At 35.9% G+C, this 23455-nt stretch carries 16 protein-coding genes; 13 read left to right on the top strand and 3 right to left on the bottom strand.

Annotated features, from left to right (window positions below; genetic code table 11):
- The first annotated feature begins 157 nt into the window (after positions 1–157).
- Genes DFQ08_RS06095 through DFQ08_RS06085 form a run of 3 tightly spaced genes read left to right on the top strand, consistent with a single transcriptional unit; the run spans position 158 to position 2959 of the window.
- Positions 158–1177 (top strand): DHH family phosphoesterase, encoded by a 1020-nt coding sequence (locus DFQ08_RS06095; protein WP_114308927.1) that lies wholly within the window; start codon positions 158–160, stop codon positions 1175–1177.
- Between the two features lie 35 nt (positions 1178–1212).
- Positions 1213–1746, top strand: coding sequence for a gliding motility-associated peptidyl-prolyl isomerase GldI (gene gldI / locus DFQ08_RS06090; protein WP_114308926.1), 534 nt, complete (start codon positions 1213–1215; stop codon positions 1744–1746).
- Positions 1739–2959: a peptidylprolyl isomerase gene (locus DFQ08_RS06085; protein ID WP_114308925.1), complete on the top strand. Its 1221-nt coding sequence runs from the start codon at positions 1739–1741 to the stop codon at positions 2957–2959. The genes gldI and DFQ08_RS06085 overlap by 8 nt, the downstream gene beginning before the upstream one ends.
- A gap of 84 nt (positions 2960–3043) precedes the next feature.
- Here DFQ08_RS06085 and DFQ08_RS06080 read toward each other — a convergent pair whose 3' ends face one another.
- Positions 3044–4507, bottom strand: a complete 1464-nt coding sequence (locus DFQ08_RS06080; RefSeq protein WP_114308924.1) for an aminoacyl-histidine dipeptidase — start codon at positions 4505–4507, stop codon at positions 3044–3046.
- 117 nt (positions 4508–4624) lie between these two features.
- Between DFQ08_RS06080 and DFQ08_RS06075 the strand changes: the two genes are divergently transcribed.
- The 3 genes from DFQ08_RS06075 to DFQ08_RS06065 all read left to right on the top strand — a co-directional run bounded on the left by DFQ08_RS06075 (position 4625) and on the right by DFQ08_RS06065 (position 10164).
- Complete coding sequence (locus DFQ08_RS06075) at positions 4625–5695, top strand: DUF3810 domain-containing protein (RefSeq protein ID WP_317048377.1); 1071 nt, start codon at positions 4625–4627, stop codon at positions 5693–5695.
- A 168-nt stretch (positions 5696–5863) separates the two neighbouring features.
- Complete coding sequence (locus tag DFQ08_RS06070) at positions 5864–8839, top strand: amidohydrolase family protein (protein WP_245935389.1); 2976 nt, start codon at positions 5864–5866, stop codon at positions 8837–8839.
- A gap of 14 nt (positions 8840–8853) precedes the next feature.
- Complete coding sequence (locus DFQ08_RS06065; RefSeq protein WP_114308921.1) at positions 8854–10164, top strand: amidohydrolase family protein; 1311 nt, start codon at positions 8854–8856, stop codon at positions 10162–10164.
- Positions 10165–10302: 138 nt separating this feature from the next.
- Here DFQ08_RS06065 and DFQ08_RS06060 read toward each other — a convergent pair whose 3' ends face one another.
- Positions 10303–11109, bottom strand: coding sequence for a DUF6503 family protein (locus DFQ08_RS06060; RefSeq protein ID WP_114308920.1), 807 nt, complete (start codon positions 11107–11109; stop codon positions 10303–10305).
- A 102-nt stretch (positions 11110–11211) separates the two neighbouring features.
- Entirely contained in the window at positions 11212–13647 is a 2436-nt protein-coding gene (locus DFQ08_RS06055) for a T9SS type A sorting domain-containing protein (RefSeq protein ID WP_114308919.1), read from the bottom strand.
- 47 nt (positions 13648–13694) lie between these two features.
- Between DFQ08_RS06055 and DFQ08_RS06050 the strand changes: the two genes are divergently transcribed.
- The 7 genes from DFQ08_RS06050 to DFQ08_RS06020 all read left to right on the top strand — a co-directional run bounded on the left by DFQ08_RS06050 (position 13695) and on the right by DFQ08_RS06020 (position 23195).
- Positions 13695–14492: a TrmH family RNA methyltransferase gene (locus DFQ08_RS06050; protein WP_114308918.1), complete on the top strand. Its 798-nt coding sequence runs from the start codon at positions 13695–13697 to the stop codon at positions 14490–14492.
- A 142-nt stretch (positions 14493–14634) separates the two neighbouring features.
- Positions 14635–15867, top strand: coding sequence for a M48 family metallopeptidase (locus DFQ08_RS06045; RefSeq protein ID WP_114308917.1), 1233 nt, complete (start codon positions 14635–14637; stop codon positions 15865–15867).
- Positions 15868–15937: 70 nt separating this feature from the next.
- Entirely contained in the window at positions 15938–16657 is a 720-nt protein-coding gene (locus tag DFQ08_RS06040) for a 3-ketoacyl-ACP reductase (RefSeq protein ID WP_114308916.1), read from the top strand.
- 441 nt (positions 16658–17098) lie between these two features.
- Positions 17099–17701, top strand: coding sequence for a TetR/AcrR family transcriptional regulator (locus tag DFQ08_RS06035; RefSeq protein ID WP_114308915.1), 603 nt, complete (start codon positions 17099–17101; stop codon positions 17699–17701).
- Between the two features lie 6 nt (positions 17702–17707).
- Positions 17708–18754, top strand: a complete 1047-nt coding sequence (locus DFQ08_RS06030) for an efflux RND transporter periplasmic adaptor subunit (protein WP_114308914.1) — start codon at positions 17708–17710, stop codon at positions 18752–18754.
- 3 nt (positions 18755–18757) lie between these two features.
- Entirely contained in the window at positions 18758–21862 is a 3105-nt protein-coding gene (locus DFQ08_RS06025) for an efflux RND transporter permease subunit (protein ID WP_114308913.1), read from the top strand.
- 4 nt (positions 21863–21866) lie between these two features.
- Entirely contained in the window at positions 21867–23195 is a 1329-nt protein-coding gene (locus DFQ08_RS06020; RefSeq protein WP_245935388.1) for a TolC family protein, read from the top strand.
- The last annotated feature ends 260 nt before the right edge of the window (positions 23196–23455 follow it).

The raw sequence follows: 23455 nt of genomic DNA, 5'->3' as shown, positions 1-23455 counted from the left end.
CCCTATTTTGCGGCCTTTCTCAGAATAATTCAAACAGACATTACCATTTTATAAAAAAAATGAATAGGTTAGACCTTTCAATTCATTTCAAAACAATGTCTTAATTTCGTTATAAAACCCTCAATCAAAATATCTAAAAAACGTATCTTCGCCTACTATGACAAAAACAGAAATTTCAGATTTAAAAGACCTACTCAGTAGTCCTAAAGCTATTGTAATTGTACCCCATAGAAATCCCGATGGCGATGCTATGGGGTCTACACTAGCACTTTACCATTATTTAAAACAACACCACCATAAGGTTACAGTTATTGCTCCTAATGACTATCCTGATTTTATAAAATGGTTACCCGGAGATGATACCGTTTTAAAACACGAAACACAACCGCAAGTTTGTAACGCGCTGTTACAAGAAGCTGAGCTTATATTTACTTTAGACTTTAATGCCTTTCACCGTACAGGACCATTGATGGCTGAAGCTTTAGAAAAAGCGACCGCTACCATGATAATGATAGATCATCACCAACAACCTGACGACTATGCTACCTATATGTATTCAGATGTAAGCATGTCTTCTACCTGTGAGATGGTTTACAATTTTATAGAAATGCTAGATGATTTGGCATGTATCACCGCAGATATTGCCACCTGTTTATATTTAGGTATTATGACCGATACGGGATCTTTCCGTTTTCCGGCAACAACCAATAGAACGCATGAAGTAATAGGACAACTTATTGCTAAAGGCGCCAACAATTCTCAAATTCATAATAATACCTTCGATACCAACAGCTATAGCCGCTTACAACTCTTAGGGAGAGCTTTACAAAATTTAAAGGTGATTCCAGAATTAAGAACGGCCTATATAACGTTAACCCAAGCGGAACTCGATGCCTTTAATTATAAAAAAGGTGATACTGAAGGTTTTGTAAACTACGCCCTATCGCTTAAAGGTATTATTTTTGCGGCTATCTTTATTGAAAGTCAGCAAGATAAGATTATAAAGATCTCTTTACGTAGTAAGGGTGATTTTTCTGTGAATACCTTTTCACGAACCCATTTTAACGGTGGCGGACATACAAATGCCGCTGGCGGACGTAGCGAAACGGATATGGAAACTACGGTAAATAATTTTATTAGTATATTACCACAGTATAAAGATGAATTGTCCCAATAAACCCATCTTCACACGTGAAAATAAAAACGTATAACATGAAAACCCTGCCTCTTTTAGCCGTAGTGCTGCTTGCATGTTTAAGCTGTAAAGGCCCTGAGCCCCGCTTACCAGAATCCGTTCAATCGGGCTCCTTTTTAAAGGCCTCTGTAGAACGCAGTAAAAAACTGAATGCCTTAGAGCACAAGCAAATTTCAAAACTTATAAAAAATAATCCCGATAAAGACTATATCGCTTCTGAAAGCGGTTTTTGGTACCACTACAATCATAAGATTGAAAGCGATACCATTCAACCTACTTTTGGTGATGTGGTTACCTTTAATTTTGATGTGTCTAATTTAGAAGGTGAAGAAATTTACGCGAACACTTCTAAAACCTATACGATGGACAAGGAAGAATTATTCACCGGATTACGAGAAGGTTTAAAACTTTTAAAACCCTCAGAAACAGCTACCTTTATATTTCCATCGCAAAAAGCGTTTGGATATTATGGAGATGACTATAAAATAGGAACTAATATTCCGTTAATTTGCAAAGTAACTTTAAACACTATAACCCAAAAAAATGATTAAAAAAGCACTTACTGTATTTGTTGTATTATTAGTATTGGTCAATATTTCTTGCCAAGAGCGTTATGCCGACCTAGGAGATGGTATTTATGCCGAGTTTATAACCAATAAAGACACCATGGTGGCAAAATTGTTTTACGATCAAGCCCCAGTAACGGTGGCTAATTTTGTAGCCTTAGCAGAAGGAAATCATCCTTTAGTAAAAGAAGAATTCCAAGGAAAACCGTATTACGACGGATTAACTTTTCACCGTGTAATGAATGATTTTATGATTCAAGGTGGAGATCCAACAGGAACAGGTTCTGGAGATCCAGGATACAAATTTGAAGATGAATTAGTAAAAGATCTTAAGCATAACAAACCAGGAATATTATCTATGGCTAATCCAGGCGTTAATGCTAACGGGAGTCAATTTTTTATTACTGAAAAAGCAACACCTTGGTTAGACGGCTACGATGCTAACGGTAATTTAAAAGACTGTTCTAACCCTAGAGTTTATTGTCATGCGGTCTTCGGAGAATTGGTAAAAGGACTTAATGTTTTAGATACCATCTCTAATGTAAAAGTACAACGTGGAACTAACAAACCTTTAGAAGATGTTGTTATTGAAAAATTGAACATCATTAGAATAGGAACAGCGGCGAAAAAGTTTGATGCTCCTAAAGTTTTCACAGAAGAATTACCAAAAATTAAGGAACGTGCTGAAGCAGCAAAATTAGAAGCTGAAAAGAAAGCCGAAGAAGCTAAAATAGCTGCTAAAGCTAAAGCTGATGCAGCCAAAGTTGAATTCTTAAAAAAGAATGAAGAATTAGACGGTAGAAAAATAGAATCGCCAACAGGAATGGCTATGATCTTTTTAGATGAAGGTAATGGCGTAAAACCAAACTCAACACAGCGTGTTAATATTGATTGTGCTGGTTATTTAGAAAACGGTGAATTATTCTGGACCACTTGGAAAGAAGTCGCTGAGAAAAACGGTAAATATGACGAAAGACAAGATAAAGCCGGTCGTTACAAACCTTTTGATATGCCTTATAACGAAACCGCTACCTTAATTGCAGGTTTTAGAGAAGCTATGTTAAATATGAAAATCGGTGATAAAGCCAGAGTTTTTATTCCTTATTATTTAGGTTACGGAGAGCGTGGAAATCCTCCTGTAATTCCTGCAAGTGCCAACTTAATTTTTGATATTGAATTGGTAAGTATTAAGAAGTAATCTTAAGACTTCAACTCATAAAAAAAGCAGCTGTTTAATTACAGCTGCTTTTTTATTTTATCATCGCTTCGTCTTTTAGACGTCCTAAGCTTTAGGAATATGTTGTAAAATTTCTAAAACAAAATTCCAATACTTCTGTGCTGAAGAAATTTGAGCACGTTCATCTGGTGAGTGTGCCCCTTTAATATTAGGACCAAAACTAATCATATCCATCTCTGGGTAATTGGTACCTAAAATCCCACATTCTAATCCGGCGTGGCAAGCAGCAACATGAGGTTTTTCACCATTATTTAAACGCTCATAGATAGGTACCATGACCTTTAAAATGGCAGAATCCATATTAGGCGCCCAACCTGGGTAGTCACCAGAAAATTCAACTTCACATCCGGTTAATTCAAAGGTAGCACGTAACATATTGGCTAAATCCTCTTTTGTACTGTCTACAGAACTACGCGTTAAACAACCAATTTTAACAGCACCATCTTTTATAATAACACGAGCAATATTATTAGAAGTTTCAACTAAACCTTCAATATCTGGACTCATTCTATAAACACCGTTATGCGCAGCATACAACGCTCTCGTTAAGCCTTCTTGCACACCTAAATCCATTATTTTTTCAGGAGTTTCGGTTTTAGAAACAAGCACTTCTAAATCTGGCTCCATGGTTTTAAACTCAAACTTTAAAGCCTCTGCTTTAGCCGCCATTTCAGTTTCAAATAACGCTTCATGTATAGCATCAATTGCAACAATAGCATTACTTTCTCTAGGAATCGCGTTTCTTAAGCTTCCACCGTCAATTTCAGAAATACGCAAACCGTAATTTTCAAAACCATCAAATAATAAACGGTTCATGAGTTTATTTGCATTTCCTAATCCTTCATGAATTTGCATCCCAGAGTGTCCACCTTGTAAACCTTTAACGGTAATGGTATACCCTATCTTAAATTCTGGAGTTCCTTCTTCTTCATAAGTACGTGTAGCCGTAACATCAACACCACCAGCACAGCCTACACCAATCTCATCATCTTCTTCTGTGTCTAAATTTAAAAGAATTTCACCTTGAAGTAATCCTCCTTTTAAACCTTGAGCACCGGTCATTCCAGTTTCTTCATCAATAGTAAACAAAGCTTCTAATGCCGGATGCGCAATGCTATCACTTTCTAAAATAGCCATAATTGTTGCTACACCTAGACCATTATCTGCACCAAGGGTTGTCCCTTTAGCTTTAACCCAGTCCCCTTCTACAAACATTTCAATTCCTTGCTCATCAAAATTGAAAACGGTATCGTTATTTTTTTGATGCACCATATCTAAGTGCGATTGCATTACAATGGCTTTACGATCTTCCATTCCTTTGGTGGCTGGCTTACGGATAATCACATTACCAACCTCATCTTCAATCGTTTCTAAACCTAAACCTTCTCCAAAGTCCTTCATAAATTTAATAACGCGCTCTTCCTTTTTTGAAGGTCTCGGTACCGCATTTAAATCCGCAAACTTATTCCACAATGCTTTTGGCTCTAAGGCTCTTATTTCTGAACTCATAAATCTTATTTTTAGATGCACAAAGGTACAAAATACGTTTGGCTCTTCTAAGGCGAATTCCAACTTGTTTCTATACCTAAAAACAAGAAGAAAATACAATGTTTTTTCTATTTTTGAATGATGCAAAAACACCTAAAACTCATTCTCGTTCTATTTTTTGGACTTCAGTTGCTTTTTTTATCGCAGTTGAAACATTTTCCCGAATTTGTAGAACAATTTTACAGTAACGGTATCTATGTGTATTGTGCCAAAGCCATGCGCTATGCTTTTGGTTGGGCTCCTTTTTCTATTGGAGATCTCTTTTACACCCTGGCAAGTATCGCCATTATAAGATGGCTCATTAAAAACCGTAAAAAACCTTTTACAGCCACAAAAACATGGCTTTTAGATATTGGTGCCACGCTCTCACTGGTGTATTTTGCTTTTCATTGTTTTTGGGGGTTTAACTATTACCGTCAACCATTATACAAATCTTTAGAACTTAACCCCGAATATAGTACGGAACAATTACTGGCGTTTACGGAACGCTTAATCCAGAAATCAAATGGTATTCATACCCAATTAGTTAACAATGATACTTTAAAAATTGAGATGCCTTATTCCAAACCTAAAATTTTAAATAAGGTTAAAGATGGGTATCAAAATTTAGCTCAAGACTATCCACAACTTAACTATGAGCCCGTTAGCATTAAAAAATCAATTTACAGTTTACCTTTAACCTACATGGGGTTTTCGGGCTACTTAAATCCTCTTACTAATGAAGCTCAAGTAAACGGTTTAATTCCGACTTACAAATACCCTACTACTTCATGCCATGAAGCCGCACATCAATTAGGTTTTGCCGCTGAGAATGAAGCCAACTTTATTGGCAGTTTAGCCGCCATACATAACGACGACCTCTATTTTAAATATTCCGGCTATACCTTCGCGCTTAGGTATTGTTTAGCTGAAATTTTTAAAAGGAATCCGGATCGTTACAATAGCCTACTCCCTACTTTACATCCAGGAATACTTAAAAACTATCAAGAAACCCAAACATTCTGGAGGTCTTACGAAAACCCTATTGAACCCATTTTTGAATCGACTTTTGATAATTTTTTAAAGGCCAATAACCAATCTGATGGTATGAAAAGCTATAGTTACGTTGTAGCCTTATTGGTTAACTATTACGAGAATAGAACTTTATAAGTTTTTATCTGTCACGTTTTATTACAGAATTCTCTAAGAGCCTAAAGTTTAAACCACAGGCTTCTCATGACGTTCTAGACCATGCTAAAAACGTTAAAAAATTCAAATTTAAAGCCCTAAAGCGGTTTAATTCCTATATTTAAAATTCTAACTAAACCAATTCAGTATATGATTAAAGTACATTTACGGCTGCTCATTTTTATGTGCAGTTTTTCATTATTTGCACAAGATTACTTTCCGAGTAATACAGGCGTTATTGCACATAACACCAATTACACGGCTTTTACAAATGCCACAATTCACGTCTCACCAACTGAAGTTTTAGACCAGGCCACGCTTTTAATAAAAGATGGAAAAGTGGTAAAAGTTGGAACCTCAGTAAAACTTCCCAACAACACCACTAAGGTTGATCTTTCTGGCAAAACAATCTATCCTTCTTTTATAGATCTGTACACGACATTTGGTATTGAAAAGCCTAAACGCGGTGGTGATGGTCCACAATATGGCCCGAGTAGAAGTGGCTTTTATTGGAATGACCATATTATGCCAGAGCAAGATGTTATGAGTCAATTTAAATACGATGAAAAATCGGCTTCAGAACTGCACCAATTAGGATTTGGCGTCGTTAATACGCATATCCCCGATGGTGTAGTCCGCGGGACAGGTGCTTTAATTGCCTTAAATAATAATGCCGATAATGCCATGCGTATTGTAGATGGAAAAATCTCCCAGCACTTATCCTTTTCAAAAAGTGTAAAATCGAGACAACGATACCCGTCTTCCATCATGGGAAGTATGGCCTTACTGCGCCAGATGTACCTTGACGCTAAATGGTATGCTGATGGCCATATAGAAACTAAAGATCTATCCTTAGAGGCTTTAAATAAAAACAAAAACTTACTACAAATTTTTGACGCCGGCAGTAGAGCGAATCTTATGCGTGCCGATAAAGTAGGCGATGCTTTTAACGTTCAATATACCATTCTTGGTGGTGGTGATGAATATGAACGTATTAACGAGGTAAAACAAACCAATGCGACTATCATTTTACCCATAGATTTTCAATTGGCCTATGATGTTGAAGATCCTTTTTACGCCAACACCTTATCTTTAAGCGCTATGCGTTCTTGGAATCAAGAGCCACACAATCCAAGGTTATTAGCCGAAAACGGCATAAACTTTGCCTTAACGACCCACGGTTTAAAATCAAAGAAAACCTTTACGTCTAACCTACAAAAAGCTATTGAAAACGGACTTTCTAAACAAAAAGCGCTAGAAGCTTTAACCACTATTCCTGCAGCCCTTATGGGAAAATCTGACGTATTAGGAAGCTTAAAAACCGGAAGCTACGCCAACTTTCTAATTACAAATGGTGATATTTTTGATAAGAAGACCGTGCTATACGAAAACTGGGTACAAGGCACTCCACACATTATTAATAACAAACATATTACCAATATTGATGGGCAGTACACCTTTAATCTCGCTGGAGAAACCTATCAACTAACGCTTTCGGAAAGCACTAAAAAGCCCAAAGCTAAAGTGGAACTTAAGGATAAAAGCCTAGGCGCTAAAATAAGTTATAAAGCCGATTGGATTAACCTTACCTTTAAAACGACCGACACTACAGCTAATACCTTTATTAGAGTGGTGGCTAATACCGCCAACTCTAAAACCTTAAATGGTAAAGCCATCTTAGCGAATGGTATTGCCCTACCTTTTGTTGCAGAACAAACTCCAAAAGAAGAAACCGCTAATACCGAAGCAGAAAAAGACGAGGAACGTGCTGCAAAGGCACCGTTTATGAGCCCTATCACCTATCCTAATTTGGCCTATGGTTTTACTAAAAAACCAAAATCCGAAACTCTATTATTTAAAAATGCTACAGTTTGGACCAATGAAAAAGATGGTATTTTAGAACATACAGACGTTTTAATTAAAGACGGAAAAATTTCTAAAATCGGGAAAAATTTAAGTCATAATAAGGCGCGTGTTATCGATGCTACAGGCAAACACCTTACCGCCGGTATTATTGATGAGCATTCGCATATTGCAGCCGCTTCTATAAATGAAGGAGGCCAAAATTCTTCTGCTGAAGTGACTATTGAAGATGTTATTGATGATGAAGCCATAGACATTTATAGAAATTTAGCCGGTGGTGTGACTTCTATTCAAATTTTACATGGTTCGGCTAACCCAATTGGGGGACGCTCTGCAATTATTAAATTAAAATGGGGGGAAGCTGCCGAAGATCTTATTTATGACGATGCTCCTAAATTCATCAAATTTGCTTTAGGTGAAAATGTAAAACAATCTCGAAGCCGAACAAATACGCGCTTTCCACAATCTCGAATGGGTGTAGAACAAGTTTTTGTCGATTATTTTACGAGAGCTAAAGCTTACGATGCTTTAAAGAAAAGTGGTCAACCTTACCGAAAAGATATTGAAATGGAAACGCTTGCCGAAATTTTAAACGGGGAACGTTTTATCTCTTGTCATTCTTATGTACAGAGTGAAATTAACATGTTAATGAAAGTCGCTGAGCAATTCGACTTTACAATTAATACGTTTACCCATATTCTTGAAGGTTATAAAGTTGCTGATAAAATGAAAGCACACGGTGTTGGTGGTTCTACATTTAGCGATTGGTGGGCTTACAAATATGAAGTGAATGACGCCATTCCGTATAATGCCGCTATTATGCACAATGCTGGTGTTACTGTAGCTATAAATAGTGATGATGCAGAAATGTCTCGTCGTTTAAATCAAGAGGCTGCTAAATCGGTAAAGTATGGTGGAATTAGTGAAGAAGAGGCTTGGAAATTTGTAACCTCAAATCCTGCCAAACTGTTACATTTAGATGATAAAGTAGGAAGCCTTAAAGTGGGGAAAGATGCCGATGTAGTTTTATGGACCGATCACCCTCTTTCTATTTACGCTAAAGCCGAAAAAACGATTATTGAAGGGGTTACTTATTTTGATTTAGCCCGCGATAAACAATTACAAGAGGCTATAAAAACAGAAAAGAGTGAACTTATTAATTTAATGCTTCAAGATAAAAACAAAGGCTTAAAAACACAGCCGGTAAAAAGGAAAGAAGATAAATTAATGCATTGTGACACTATGGATGCTCACGTTCACTAAAAAAACGAAATAACATGAAAAATAAATATAACATCAACCTGCTTCTGTTTTTGCTGTGTATCACTTTAGGTTTTGCACAACAAACACCCGCACCGAAGCAAACCAAAGATTTTGCTATTGTAGGCGCTACAGCTCATATAGGAAATGGAAACATCATAGAAAACAGTGTCATCGTTGTGAGCAATGGCAAGATTACCACAATCGGACCCGAAGCCTCAACACCACTTACCAAACAAGCTATAGACATCATAGAGGCCAAAGGCAAACATGTATATCCTGGTTTTATTGTAGCCAATGGTACATTAGGCTTGGTAGAAGTTGATGCCGTAAAGGCCTCTGACGACCTGTCTGAATTAGGGACTTACAACCCTCATATTAGAAGTATTATTGCTTATAATACAGAATCTAAAGTCATTGAATCTATGCGCCCTAATGGAGTGCTCCTTGGACAAGTCGTTCCACGTGGAGGACGTATTTCAGGAACCTCATCGGTGGTACAATACGACGCTTGGAATTGGGAGGATGCCGTGATAAAAATGGATGATGGTATTCATGTAAACTGGCCAAGTAGTTTTAGACGTGGCCGCTGGTGGTTGGGTGAAGACCCGGGTTTAAAACCGAATAAAGAGTACAACAAACAAGTGAAAGAACTCTCGAATTATTTTAACGAATCTAAAAGTTACAACAACGGAGATTCCAAAGAACTACACTTACCTTTTGAAGCCTTAGCAGGATTATTTGACGGATCTAAACACCTTTATATTAATGCCGATAATGAAAAAGGAATTACTGATGCTGTAAATTTCGCCAAAGCACAAGAGGTTGAAAAACTCACGATTGTAGGCGGTTATGAAGCTGGAAAAGTGGCAAACTTTTTAAAACAGAATGATGTTTCTGTATTCTTAAGACGCATCCACTCAAGACCCGAACTAGAAGATGATGATTACGACCAATCATATAAATTGGCGAAACAACTTGTAGACGCCGGTGTTTTAGTAGCCTTAGAACCAAGTGGACAAATGGAACGTATGAATTCTCGTAACCTTCCATTTTATGCGGGTACAACAGTTGCTCATGGCTTAACGAAAGCGCAAGCCTTACAGCTTATAACATTAAATCCGGCTAAAATATTAGGTATTGACAAGGCTTACGGAAGTCTTGAAGTTGGCAAAAGTGCAACCCTTTTTATTAGTGAAGGAGATGCCTTAGATATGCGAACTAATATCTTAACACATGCCTTTATTGACGGAAGACGCTTAAGTTTAGAAACTCATCAAACAGAACTTTGGAGACGTTACTCTAAGAAACTTAACCAAGCCGATTAATTACACCCCTAGAGTCCCCTCGAGGGGACCATCTATAGAGATTGATATGAAACCTAAATAAAAAAAGCGAGCCAAATGGCTCGCTTTTTTTATGTCATTCAGAATGAAGTAAAGAACCTCATCTGTAATTTATATCGATTACTCTATCACTCTTGCACCTTCAGGCTGTGTAAATAATGTAGACTCTAGAGCTTTTTCAGAAATAACAACATCTGTAAAAGCAACGGTATTTCGTTTTTCGGTTGGCGTATTATCTTCATATTTATACCAATCAATACTTTGAGGCACCAACAAACCATTCACCGTTTGCCAATTGTTATATCTTATAAAGTGAAAATCTGGACTACCTTCTTCTTTTCCAAACGTAACGGTGTACGCCAACCATTGCATCTGTCCTGTTTCTGCATCATAGAAAATCTTATATTGATCGTTTGACGAATCACCAATTCCTGCTTCGTAAGAAATTAAGATCCCTGGATAGGTTTTTCCTTCAAACTCTAAAGCCTCAGTTTCGCTGTAATGAATACCATTATCACCTAAAACAAATGGCATGGCGTAGAAATAAAACATCAAACCTTTATAAAATTTTGGCTTCCCTTTAAATTCTTTACCATCTTTTTCATTAACCCATAATGTTTCACCATCAAAACCTTGAGTATAACTTGGCGTCTCTATACGCTCTGCTCTTGTGATAAGATTTTCTGTGATCACTTCTTTTCCTGTAGGTTTTTCAATAGAAAAAGAAAGGGTTTGCATTTTATTCCAAGCGTCAATACTTCCGTGCGCATTAAACACTTTAGTAATCGATTCTGGATAAATACTTGTGATCACTGTTTCAGTAGCGAAGTCTTCAACTTCTACAACAGTTGTTGTTTCAGGTTTTGTTTCATTTTTACAAGCTACACTAACGACAGCTAAAAGGAATACGTAAATTATTTTTTTCATAATATGGTTTTAAGTTAGCGTCTTGGACGAAGGCTACATAAAGACATTACAAAAAAGCTTTAGAAATAATCTGAAGCTTTTCTTTTAAAATTTGAAATACATTTAATTTACTATCAACTTTTCAATTGTTGCCGCATTATTAATAGTCAGCTTTACAAAATACAAGCCGCTTTCTAGGCTTGAAATGTCTAATGTTGAAGATTGCCCTAGGAGTGTTATGTCTTTCAAAATTGTCTTTCCTTGAATATCGATGATATTTATTTTTCCGGTTTCTAAATTAGAAGTTGTGAGCTGAATGCTGACTGTATTCTTTGCTGGATTAGGGAAAAGTTTAAAATTTACAACACTATAATCATCAACGCCTAAAGCGACATCATTTTCAAGATAATCTGGAATACCATTCGTATTGGTATCATCATCGGTTGGATCTCCGTTATTATTATAATCTTCATCTACAGTAAGAATACCATCGCCATCATCGTCGTCGTCTAAATAGTTTTCAATGTCGTCACCATCGGTATCCACAAATGGATGTATTGCATTTCGACCTAATTCAATACTAATTTCAATAATAGTATCTACACCGTCTCCATCATCATCGTCATCTAAATAGTTGGGAATGTCATCCCCATCCGTATCATCATCTTCTAGATTACCGTTTTCATTAATATCTTCATCGGCATCAATAACACCGTCACTGTCTGTGTCTGTACAAACCATTTCCTCTACGTTAATCATAGTAGAAACTGTTCCACACCCAGAAAAAGCAACAACCGTTATATAATAAAAACCAGGTTCTGATACCGTTAGAGACGATTGCGTTTCACCTGGTATAGGACCATTATCAGTTGCCCATTGAAAACTATAATCTGAAGCATTTAAACCCGTATCTATAGTTACAGACTCGCCAATACAAAAACTATAACTATCATCTATATTTAAAAATGGTAAAGGATTAACCTGTAAAGTAACATCTGTTGTCGCATAGCATAAGGAAGAATCAATTCCTGATCCATTTTCAGTGTTATTATCTACTCTTACATAAATAACTTGTGGGTTAACAACATTACTATATAAGATAGGTAAAGGATTAATACCAAAATTAGCGTCTATTTCAGTGGCATAATAAGTTACTATATAATCCGTAGGATTTTGCCCATCTAATACCTGAGCATCTTGTGTCGTTAAGTCAAATTGAATACTATCATTAGTTGGGTCACCATCGGTTTCCATATTATCATCACATTGCTCGTAGATAATGGTTTCAAAATCTGAATTTGCCTGAGCTGCTTCGTTTACCTCAATATTAAAACTTTGCGTACTTATTGAACAACCTGTACTAGTATTAGTAATCGTTACAAATATTTGTTGTGGGTTAGTAAGATTAGTGTATGGACTTAGCAATGCATTTGTACCTGATTCTGCATCTGCAATGGTCATATAATAATTTACATCAAACTGTGAAGAATCTTGGCCATTTAATACTTCTACATCTTTTAGTGCTAGATTAAAATTAGCAAATCCATCGGTATATAATTCACATAGAATAAAGTCATTTATTGCAACGACTTCCGGTAATGAATATACAGTAATATCAAAATCCACAACAGCAAAACAGCCAGTGGTATTCCTTTCCATTCTTGCATAAATAGTTTGAGTAGAAACTGTATTGGTAAATTGCGTTGGATCCGAAATACTATTTGAGCCAGATAAAGCATTGTTCTCACTTGTATAATAGGTCACAGTATGACCTACATCACCATTTATAATCCATATTTCGTTCTCCGTGAGGTCAAATGTTTCTATCCCATCTCCAGGATTGGTTTCGTCGCACATTACTAAATCTGGCAATAACTCACTTGGAGTTGGTGATGGATTTGGGAAAACACGTATGGTTAATGTGGTAAAATTTATGCACCCCGTATTAGTATCAGTCACTACAACAAATAATGTTTGTGGATTAGCTGGCGATCCATTTACTGAGTTATTAGTATATACCGTTGGGTTAGCAATAGCATTCGTTTGTGCTTGTGCATCTGCATTAGTTTCATAATAATCTACTGACCAGTCCGCATTACCACCTGTAATTTCAGCATCTTTTACAGTTAAGTCAAATACAGTGATTCCATCACCTGGTACTTCTCCTATATCATCACATAAATTTAATGAAGTTGGTTGTATGGCTTGCGGAAAAGGATTTATAATTAGATTAACCAGCGTTGTATCAAAATTCCCCGTCACGCTATCTTCTAATCTTATATAAATAGTTTGTAACCATGGCGTAATATTGCCATATGGAATAGGAAGTGCATTAATGCCATTATTAGCATCACTTAAGGTTACATGATAAGAAAGAACAAAACCTGTTGGGTCTTGACTATCTAAAACTTGAGCATCTAAAATTGTTAAATCGAACTGAGAAAACCCATCATTATCATCATCGCAAACCACTAAGTCGCTCGGTTGATTCGCCACCTGAGCAAATGAAATTGTGTTGATTGTTAAGAATAGGAAAAGGTAAAGTAGTTTTTGCTTCATAATAGGTTAAATTTGTATATCTCAAATATAGATTAAATAATATAATAATGGCTAAATCCATATCTAGCGTTCAAAATCCATTGATAAAACAACTTGTTCTGCTCAAAGAAAAATCGCGGCAACGAAAAAAATCTGGGCAGTTTTTAATAGAAGGCAAACGTGAATTATCGCTAGCAATTAAAGGCGGTTACAGCATTGAAAGTTTATTGTTTTTTCCAGATTTGTTTTCTGAAAGCGAAGCCAAAGCTATGAGTAGTTATGATGTTGAGATTATTGAAATTTCAAAAGAGGTATTTCAAAAATTAGCCCATAGAGATACTACCGAAGGTGTAATTGCCGTTGTAAACACCAAAAAGCATACGCTTGACCATTTAAAACTCACCTCTAAAAACCCATTAATTTTAGTAGCTGAAGCTCCTGAAAAACCTGGAAATATTGGTGCTTTATTACGTACGGCTGATGCTGCAAATGTAGATGCTGTGATTATTGCTAATCCTAAGTCTGACTTATACAATCCAAATATTATTCGCTCTAGTGTTGGTTGTGTGTTTACGACTGAAATTGCCATGGCCAGTTCTGAGGAGGCAATTGCTTTTCTTAAAAGATACAATTTCAATATCTATTCTGCCATTTTACAAGAATCAAAACCTTACCATACGCAAGATTACACCTTACCAACCGCTGTTGTTGTAGGGACAGAAGCGACAGGCCTAACCCAAGAATGGCGAGACGCAGCTACACAAAACATTAGCATCCCAATGCAAGGCGTTATTGACTCCATGAATGTTTCTGTAGCAGCGGGGATTCTTATTTTTGAAGCTAAACGACAACGCGATTTTAAATAACTAAATGTCGTCAGTTCGAGTGATTTTCGAGGAACGAAAAAAATGGTATCGAGAATACGCGTTACAACGAAACTTCTCGATACAAAATTTCCAAAAAAAGAAATTTCACTCGAAGTGACAAAAACAAACATAAAACATCATAATGACAGCAAATACGCTCTTCTATATCATCCTGACTATTATCGTTATCAATTTTATCATTGACAAAGTCCTCGATGCTATAAATGCGAAGCATTACAACGATCCTATTCCTGAAGTCTTAAGCGATGTATATGATGAAGCCGCATATAAAAAATCGCAAGCGTATAAAACTGTCAATTATAAATTCGGGATTGGGACCTCGCTCTTTTCATTCGTACTCACTTTAGGCTTTTTATTTTTAGATGGCTTTGAGTATGTCGATAACATAGCCCGAAGCTTTTCTGACCAACCTATTGTTATCGCCTTAATTTTCTTCGGAATTATTATGATAGCGAGCGATATTATAACCACTCCTTTTAGTTATTACAAAACCTTTGTTATTGAAGAAAAATTTGGATTTAATAAGACTTCTAGAAAAACCTTTGTCCTGGATAAGCTAAAAGGATTACTAATGATGGCGCTTCTTGGTGGTGGAATTATAGCCCTTATCGTTTGGTTTTACCAAATTACAGGACATCAATTTTGGCTCTATGCCTGGGGACTTGTTACAATCTTTACCGTATTTATGAATATGTTTTACTCCAAACTTATTGTCCCATTATTCAATAAGCAAACGCCCTTGGAGGATGGCGATTTGCGGACTAAGATTTCAGCCTATGCCAACTCTGTAGGTTTTAATCTCGATAAAATTTTTATTATCGATGGCTCTAAACGCAGTACCAAGGCCAATGCTTATTTTTCGGGATTTGGCAGTGAAAAACGTGTCACACTTTACGATACTTTAGTTAACGATTTAGACGAAGAAGAAATCGTGGCGGTTTTAGCACACGAAGTGGGCCACTACAAAAAGAAACATATCATTTTCAACTTAACAACCTCTATCCTACTTACAGGATTAACACTCTTTATCCTTTCCGTATTTGTTTCAAATCCACTATTATCCCATGCTATTGGTGTAGAAACACCAAGTTTTCATGTTGGGCTCATCGCTTTTGGATTGTTATACGCTCCTATTTCAGAACTTACCGGACTTATTATGAATTATACCTCTAGAGTTTTTGAATACCAAGCAGATGATTATGCTAAAAACACTTATAAAGCAGCTCCTTTAATTAGCGCCTTAAAAAAAATGTCTAAAAATAGTCTTAGTAATTTAACACCGCATAAAGCCTATGTATTTATGCATTATTCACATCCTACACTCTTAGAACGTGTTAATAATTTAAGGTCGTAAATTCACAAAACTATAACAACATTCCGTAACATTTTTTCCTAATTTTGAATAACCAAAAAGAATTACAACTATGACCGATTTAAAAAATAGAAAAGCATTAATTACAGGAGGCGGAAGAGGTCTTGGAAAAGCAACCGCAATTGCCTTTGCGAAAGAAGGTATTGATATTGCTATTACCGGTAGAAATGAAGCCGTTTTAAAAACTACTGTTGAAGAACTTAAAGCATTTGGTGTAAACGCCACTTATGCTGTATTTGATGTAAGCAACTACGAGGAAGTTAAAACAAGCATTAAAACTGTTGTGGAAACTTTAGGAACCATTGATATCTTAGTTAACAATGCTGGGATTGCAGCCTTCGGAACCTTAAACGATATGGAGGTTGAACAATGGAACCAAATTATACAAACCAATGTTATGGGGATGTATTATGTAACCAAAGAAGTTTTACCACATTTAATTGCTAAAAATGAAGGCGATATCATTAACGTTTCTTCTACGGCAGGATTAAACGGTAATGCAACCACTTCTGCTTATTCTGCGTCTAAGTTTGCCGTTATTGGGATGTCTCAATCCTTAATGAAGGAAGTTAGAAAAAACAATATTAGAGTTTGTACTTTAACGCCTAGTACTATCGCTTCAGATATGTCTATAGAATTAGGTATTGCAAATAAAGATTCTGAAGATCGTGTATTACAGCCTGAAGATTTTGCTGAATTAATTATATCAGGATTAAAATTACCACGTCGTGCTATGATGGCCAATGCCTCTTTATGGTCTACGAATCCTTAAGACTTTTTTTACATAACAACTTCAGAAAACCTGCATGTATTGCGGGTTTTGTTGTATTTATAGGTGTAATACCCCCTCGTAACTCCTTAAAAAAGGAAGCGTCTTTAGGGTTTCATTTATAAATCTGAATTCGCCATTAAAACTGGTCTTGCTTGAAAACATAAGCGATCACTCCCCCTTATGTTTACACCAAATTCTATTCAATTTATAAAAAGGATGCCTTCACCAAAACTTCTAGCATAGATACCCGCACATTACTAGTATTGACATTTAGAGTCCTTAGATTTAAATCCGTCATAAAGCTAACGCGAAGCTCAACAAGCTTTTAACCCCACTGATATTAGTTGACCTATGGTTTAAGTTTATGTTAAAAAAAATTTTCCTGCTTTAATTTTAGACATTTTTTATAATTTTGTCGAAAAACAAACAAATAGCAAAGAAATGTCGAATTCTAGCAAAGACGAATTTGTGAAAAACCAAATCATTGAAGCGGCTAAAACTGTCTTTAAGACCTACGGTTATAATAAAGCGAATATGGGACTTATAGCAGAAGCTAGCGGAAAAGGGAGAAGCACCCTTTATTATTATTACAAAAACAAAGAGGATGTTTTTAAAGCTTTTATGTTTGACTTTCACAAACCACTTATCACTAATTGCGAATTAAAGCTCTCAGACCAAAACACAATAGATAAAAATCTGTCTATTTACGCCAAGGAGAATATAATTCACTTAGAAAACGCATTAGAAACCTATAAAATCATCCTCAATGATTTAAAACAAGGTGAAGATTTTATTTCTTCCATAGTGGTTAAACTACGTGAGCAAGACATAGACATAATAAAAGACTGTCTTACATGGGCTATTCAAAACAAAGAAATAGAAACCCTCGATAAGGAACATATCAATTTCTTAGCCACCATTATTGTCAATACTATTGATAACACTAAAAAGGAATTTTTCATTTATGAAACCTTTAAAGGCGACATACTTACTAAAATAAACTGGATTAATAATCTTCTCATCAAATCCTTAAAAACCAAATAAACAAAAATGATGAATAAACATTTTTTATACAGCATTCTCTTAGGGCTGATTATAGTTTCTTGTGGAGAAAAGAAAACAGAGAAATCAATTACCCCTATTGCCGTCAAGGTTTTAAATATCACACAAAATAATGGTGTTGATGGTCGGTCAGAAAAATTCCCAGGGATTATTAAACCTATTAAAACTACAAATATTAGTTTTCAAGTGGCCGGAGATATTACAGAATTACCGGTTAGTTTGGGCGATTATGTAAAAAAAGGACAGCTTATCGCGGCTATAGATCCTTCTCTATACCAAGCACAGTTTAACGCTAACAAAGCACAGGTCAATCTTGCTAAAGAAAATTTTGAAAGAATAAATAATGTGTTTCAAAAAGGGAGTATTGCGGAAATAAGAATGCTTGAAGCAAAATCGAATTACGAACAAGCCCAATCGGCCTTAAATGCGGCGAGCAAAAATTTAAACCATACCAACTTAACGGCACCTTTTAACGGGTACATTAGCCATAAATTTATGGAATCTGGCCATGTGGCTTCTCCAGGAATGCCGGTTGTAGAATTGATAGATTTAAGTAACGTACAGGCCATCATTTCATTATCAGACCAAGAAGTCAATCACTATAAAACAGGTAGCGAAGCTAGTATTTACGTTCCCACTTTAAACCAAACATTTTCTGGAACCTTAACCGAAATCGCCGTACAATCTGAAAGTCGAACTCCTGTTTATACCGCTAAAATAACTGTAAATAATCCTGACTTCCTTTTAAAACCAGGAATGACCTGTACTAATGTTATAGAAAACACTGCAAACAAAGCCACAACACAGAATTTTAAACTTCCTGTAGATGTGGTTTCCTTAACCAACGAAGGGCAAAACTTTGTATATGTTGTAAATACCAAAAATAATAAGGCACAACGCAAAATAGTAGAAATTGGTAAACTTTATAACGATGGTATTGAAATAAAAAGCGGCCTTACTAAGGGCGATAAAGTCATTATTTCTGGTTATCACAAATTAACCAACAATACACCCGTTAAAATTTTAATGCAATAAAACATGAAACAGAAAGGTTCACTTATTGAATGGGGAATGAAAAACACCGCCTTCCCTGTAGCGCTCGCTGTGGTGTTTTTTTGTATTGGTATTCTAGGCCTCGTTAACATGTCTAGGAACGAGTTTCCAGATTTCACCATACGTACGGGTCTTGTGGTAGGTGTTTATCCTGGCGCAAGTGCAGAAGAAGTTGAAGCGCAACTTACCTCAAAATTAGAAGAATATTTATTTAGCTTTAATGAAATAGACAAAGCAAAAACGTACTCGTATTCGCAAGAAGGGATGAGTTATGTTTATGTTGAAATTGCAAGTCGAATTGATAAAGATGAAACACAACAATTCTGGAACAGATTAAAAAACGATTTATTTGTTTTTCAGCAAACATCCTTGCCACCAGAAGTTAGAGGTGTTATAGTAAATAGCGATTTTGGAAACACTGCTGCCATGATTTTAACGGTAGAGTCTAAAGACAGACCGTATAAAGATTTACAACTGCATGCCGAAGAAATTATAGACGATTTACGTGGCATAGAAGAAATGGCTAAAATCAGCTATTCCGGAAGTATAAATGAAGAAATCGCAGTCTACGTAGACCAAAACAAACTCGCTGAATATGCCATAAGTCCAGGCATGTTAATGCAAAGTTTAAATGCCCAAGGTGCTATTAATGCTGCAGGCGATTTAGAATCGGAAACCATAGATTATCCTATTCATATTAATCCTTCATTTAATAATATTGCAGATATTTCCCAACATATTATTAGGTCAGATGGCAACGGAAACGTGATTCGTGTTAGCGATATTGCTGAAGTAAAGCGCGAGTATAACGACCCAGATTCTTACATTCGAAGTAATGGCACTAGAAGTATTATCATTACTTTAGAAATGGCCAAAGGCAACAATATTGTTCAGTTCGGCGACGAAATTGAAGAACATATAGCACAATTAAAAGAAAACTTACCACAAGACATTAACATCAATGTTATTGCGGACCAACCGGAAGCTGTAAATCATTCGATAGCGCATTTTATGAAAGAGTTTGGCTATGCTCTTATGGGCGTTATATTGGTATGTATGTTGTTACTACCGTTCCGTGTAGCGTCACTAGCTGCAGCAACTATTCCTATTACCATTGCCTCTACGTTGGCCGTGATGTATTTATTAAACATGGAGTTAAACACGGTAACGCTAGCTGCTTTAATTGTGGTTTTAGGTATTGTGGTAGACGACCCTATTGTGGTGATTGACAATTATATTGAAAAACTAGACGAAGGTAAATCCCGCTGGAAAGCCGCTTTAGAAAGTGCCACGGAATTATTTCCGTCTGTATTCACCGCTACCCTAGCGATTTCGGCCACCTTTTTCCCACTGATGTTTTTTATGAGTGGTACAGCAAAAGACTTTTTAAGTACGTTTCCATGGACTATATCTATAGCCTTATTCTTATCGTTAACCATTTCTGTTTTGTTGGTACCGCATCTAAACACGGTTTTTATTAAAAAAGGACTTCAATCAGGTAAAAAAGAAGGGGAAGAACACAAAAAATCGATGCTAGACCGCATTCAAAACTTCTTTAACAACAGCGTAAACAGCGCTATGAAACATTACCGTATTACAGTTATAGCCGGTGTGACTTCTATTGTTTTAGGTTTATTTTTATTTTCAAATGTTAGTCAGGAGTTATTCCCAATAGTAGAAAGAAATCAATTTGCAGTAGAAGTTAATCTAAACAAATCGAGCAATTTAGAAGAAACCGCTAAGGTTGTCAACGAATTTGAAAAGATCTTAGCAAATGATGACCGCGTGGTCAACTACACCAGTTTTATCGGCGAAAGTTCCCCAAGATTCCACATGGTTTACGCGCCTAATTTACCGACAAAAAACTATGCACAAATTCTAGTAACAACCACTTCTGATGATGCCACCGAAGACGTATTAAGAGATTACGACCAAAAATACGCCAACCTGTTTCCGAATGCGTATTTACGAATGAAGCAATTAAACATGGTGGGGAAACCTGCACCTATAGAAATTAAATTATATGGTGATAATATTGCTGAAATTAAAGCCTATGGCGATTCTATTATAAACTTAGCCCGACAAACTCCACAAACCATTTGGTCTAGAACAGATTTTGGCGAGGTTTATAACAAAGTTGGTATTAAACTAAAAGAACAACAACTGGCCCAAGCGGGTTTAACTAAGCAAGATGTTGCCAACACCATTGCAATGCATACTGAGGGCTTATTGGCCACACAAATTTATGATGCCAATTATGCCATAAACGTAAAAGTAAAGTCTAATACGGATAAAACCGAAACCATATCGGCACTCAACCAACTTTCCATAATTGTACCGTCTACAGGCAAAAACATTCCTTTAAATCAAGTAGCAGAAATTAAAGCCAATTGGGGACAAGAGCGTATTGTTAGGCAAAACGGTATGCGTTGTTTAACCGTAAGAGTCGATATTGAAAAAGGAGCAGTTGCCAATGTTGTTTTAGAAAAAATTAAACCAAAATTAGAAGAGCTCCATATACCCGAACACATTAAGGTAGATTATGGTGGTGAGTTTGAAATGGCTCAGGAAAACCTTTTACCTATGGGAATTTCTTTATTAGTCAGTGTTGTTTTAATTGTGTTGATTCTTATTTGGCATTTTAAATCGTTTAAGCATGCGGTTTTAAGCTTTATAACTATGCCCTTAAGTATTTTAGGTGCGGCACTTGGACTTCTTTTAATGCAATATCCATTTGGATTTACATCGTTCTTAGGCATTTTAGCCCTATGTGGAATTGTAGTAAGAAATGGTATTATTTTAATAGACTATGCCGATGAGCTTCATCGCCACCATGGTAAAACATTTAGAGAAGCTGCCATTTTATCGGCAGAGCGTAGAATGCGTCCTATATTTTTAACTTCGGCTGCAGCAGCTGTAGGGGTCACACCAATGATTATTAGTCGCTCTAGTCTTTGGGGACCTTTGGGTACCGTAATTGCATTTGGATTACTAGTTTCAATGGTATTAACCCTTTATGTCTTACCGATTTTGTATTGGTTATTTTTTAGAGCAGACGAAGACAAAACAGAACAAGATCAAAACATTTAAAATCATGATGAACACCTATAAATCAGCATATTTCACAGCGAGCTTTTTTCTTATTTTCTTGTTGAGCATCACCACTACAAATGCACAAGAAAAAGAATTAAAATTAGAGGATTTAAAAAAGAAAGCGCTTCAATATAGCAGAAGTATTAAAAATGATTCGCTTTTAATAAAAAGAGCCGAATTTGTAAAACAAGAAGCGTTTCACAACTATTTTCCAGAAGTATCCGCAAGCGCCTTTGCCGTTCAGGCATTTGATTATTTGGTTCCCGAAATTCCAACTTATTTACCAAATGGCATAGAAAATTTATATGCCGTAAGTGCTACAGCAACACAAGCGGTTTATGCTGGTGGAAAAGTTAGAATTGGTAACGCGCTTGCCGAATTACAACTGGAAGCCAGAAAAATTGGTCATGAAACAGCCGTTGATTCCGTTATGCTTACTACCGAATTAAAATTTTGGCAACTAATACAAATACAAGAGCAACAAAAAGTACTCACTGCCGGAAAAACCTATGTCAATGAACTTTTAAAACAGCAACAAGATTTATTAGACGCAGGACTCATTTCCAAAAGTCAACTGTTACAAGTAAAGGTTGAAAAAAGTAATATTCTGGCGAACGAACTAGAACTTTCTAATTTAAGAAAAATTGCACTTTTAGATTTAGCACTGTATGTTGGCATGCCATTCGATACCACAATGGTGGCTACGAGTACGATAACGAAAGACAATTTTTCGGCTTCAATTTTAAGCGACAATTTAAATATAGATTTAGCAGGCAACAACCTCTATCAGTTATCAGAAAAGCAAGTGAATGCTGCACAATTAGAAGTAAAAAACGAAAAATCTAATTTATTACCGCAAGTTGCAGTAGGTATTAATGCTGCAAAAGTGGGCACCTTTAACAATGCTTTTAACATGGATTTTCAACCTATTGCTTTTGGAACGGTATCCATTCCTATTTCGGCATTTTGGGGCAAAGAAAAAAAACGAATTCACCAAAAAGAAGTGGATTTAAAAATTGCTAAAAATAATTTATTAGATGTAGAAGACCAATTAACCAAATACATAACTAAAAATTGGTACGATTTGCAAACCGCCAATAAACGTATCCTGGTTGCTACAGATAAGCTCGATTTTGCTACCGAAAATTTAGAAGCCCAACGCGATAACTACAACAACGGTTTAAATAATTTATCGGATTTATTAGACGCCAGACAAGCTAAAGAAGAAGCTGAAGCCGGTTTAGTAAATGCCATTGCCAACTTTAAACAAAAAGAAGCCACCTATTTATACAGTATTAATCAAATAGAGATTCCGGCTTTAGACAAATAACAAAGCTAAAAACAAGACAAAGGCTATAACACCGTATTACTTTCACGGTTTTATAGCCTTTTTTATTTTTTAAAATCTTCATAAAAAACTGTCATAGTTCTAATCAACCCGTAAAACCTATATAAATGCTAAAACGGCACATCAACACATTAGACAATTAGATCATTATGAATAAATTAGGTTATGCCTTTAAATATTGAATTTATAAAATATAAATCCTAAAACCTTCATCTTAAAAAAACTTCACTAATTCTCTAAAA

The sequence above is a fragment of the Winogradskyella arenosi genome (assembly GCF_003337305.1).
Lineage (GTDB): Bacteria > Bacteroidota > Bacteroidia > Flavobacteriales > Flavobacteriaceae > Winogradskyella > Winogradskyella arenosi.
Note: the sequence above shows the minus strand (reverse complement) of the source record. Positions and strands in the feature narration are given on the sequence as shown.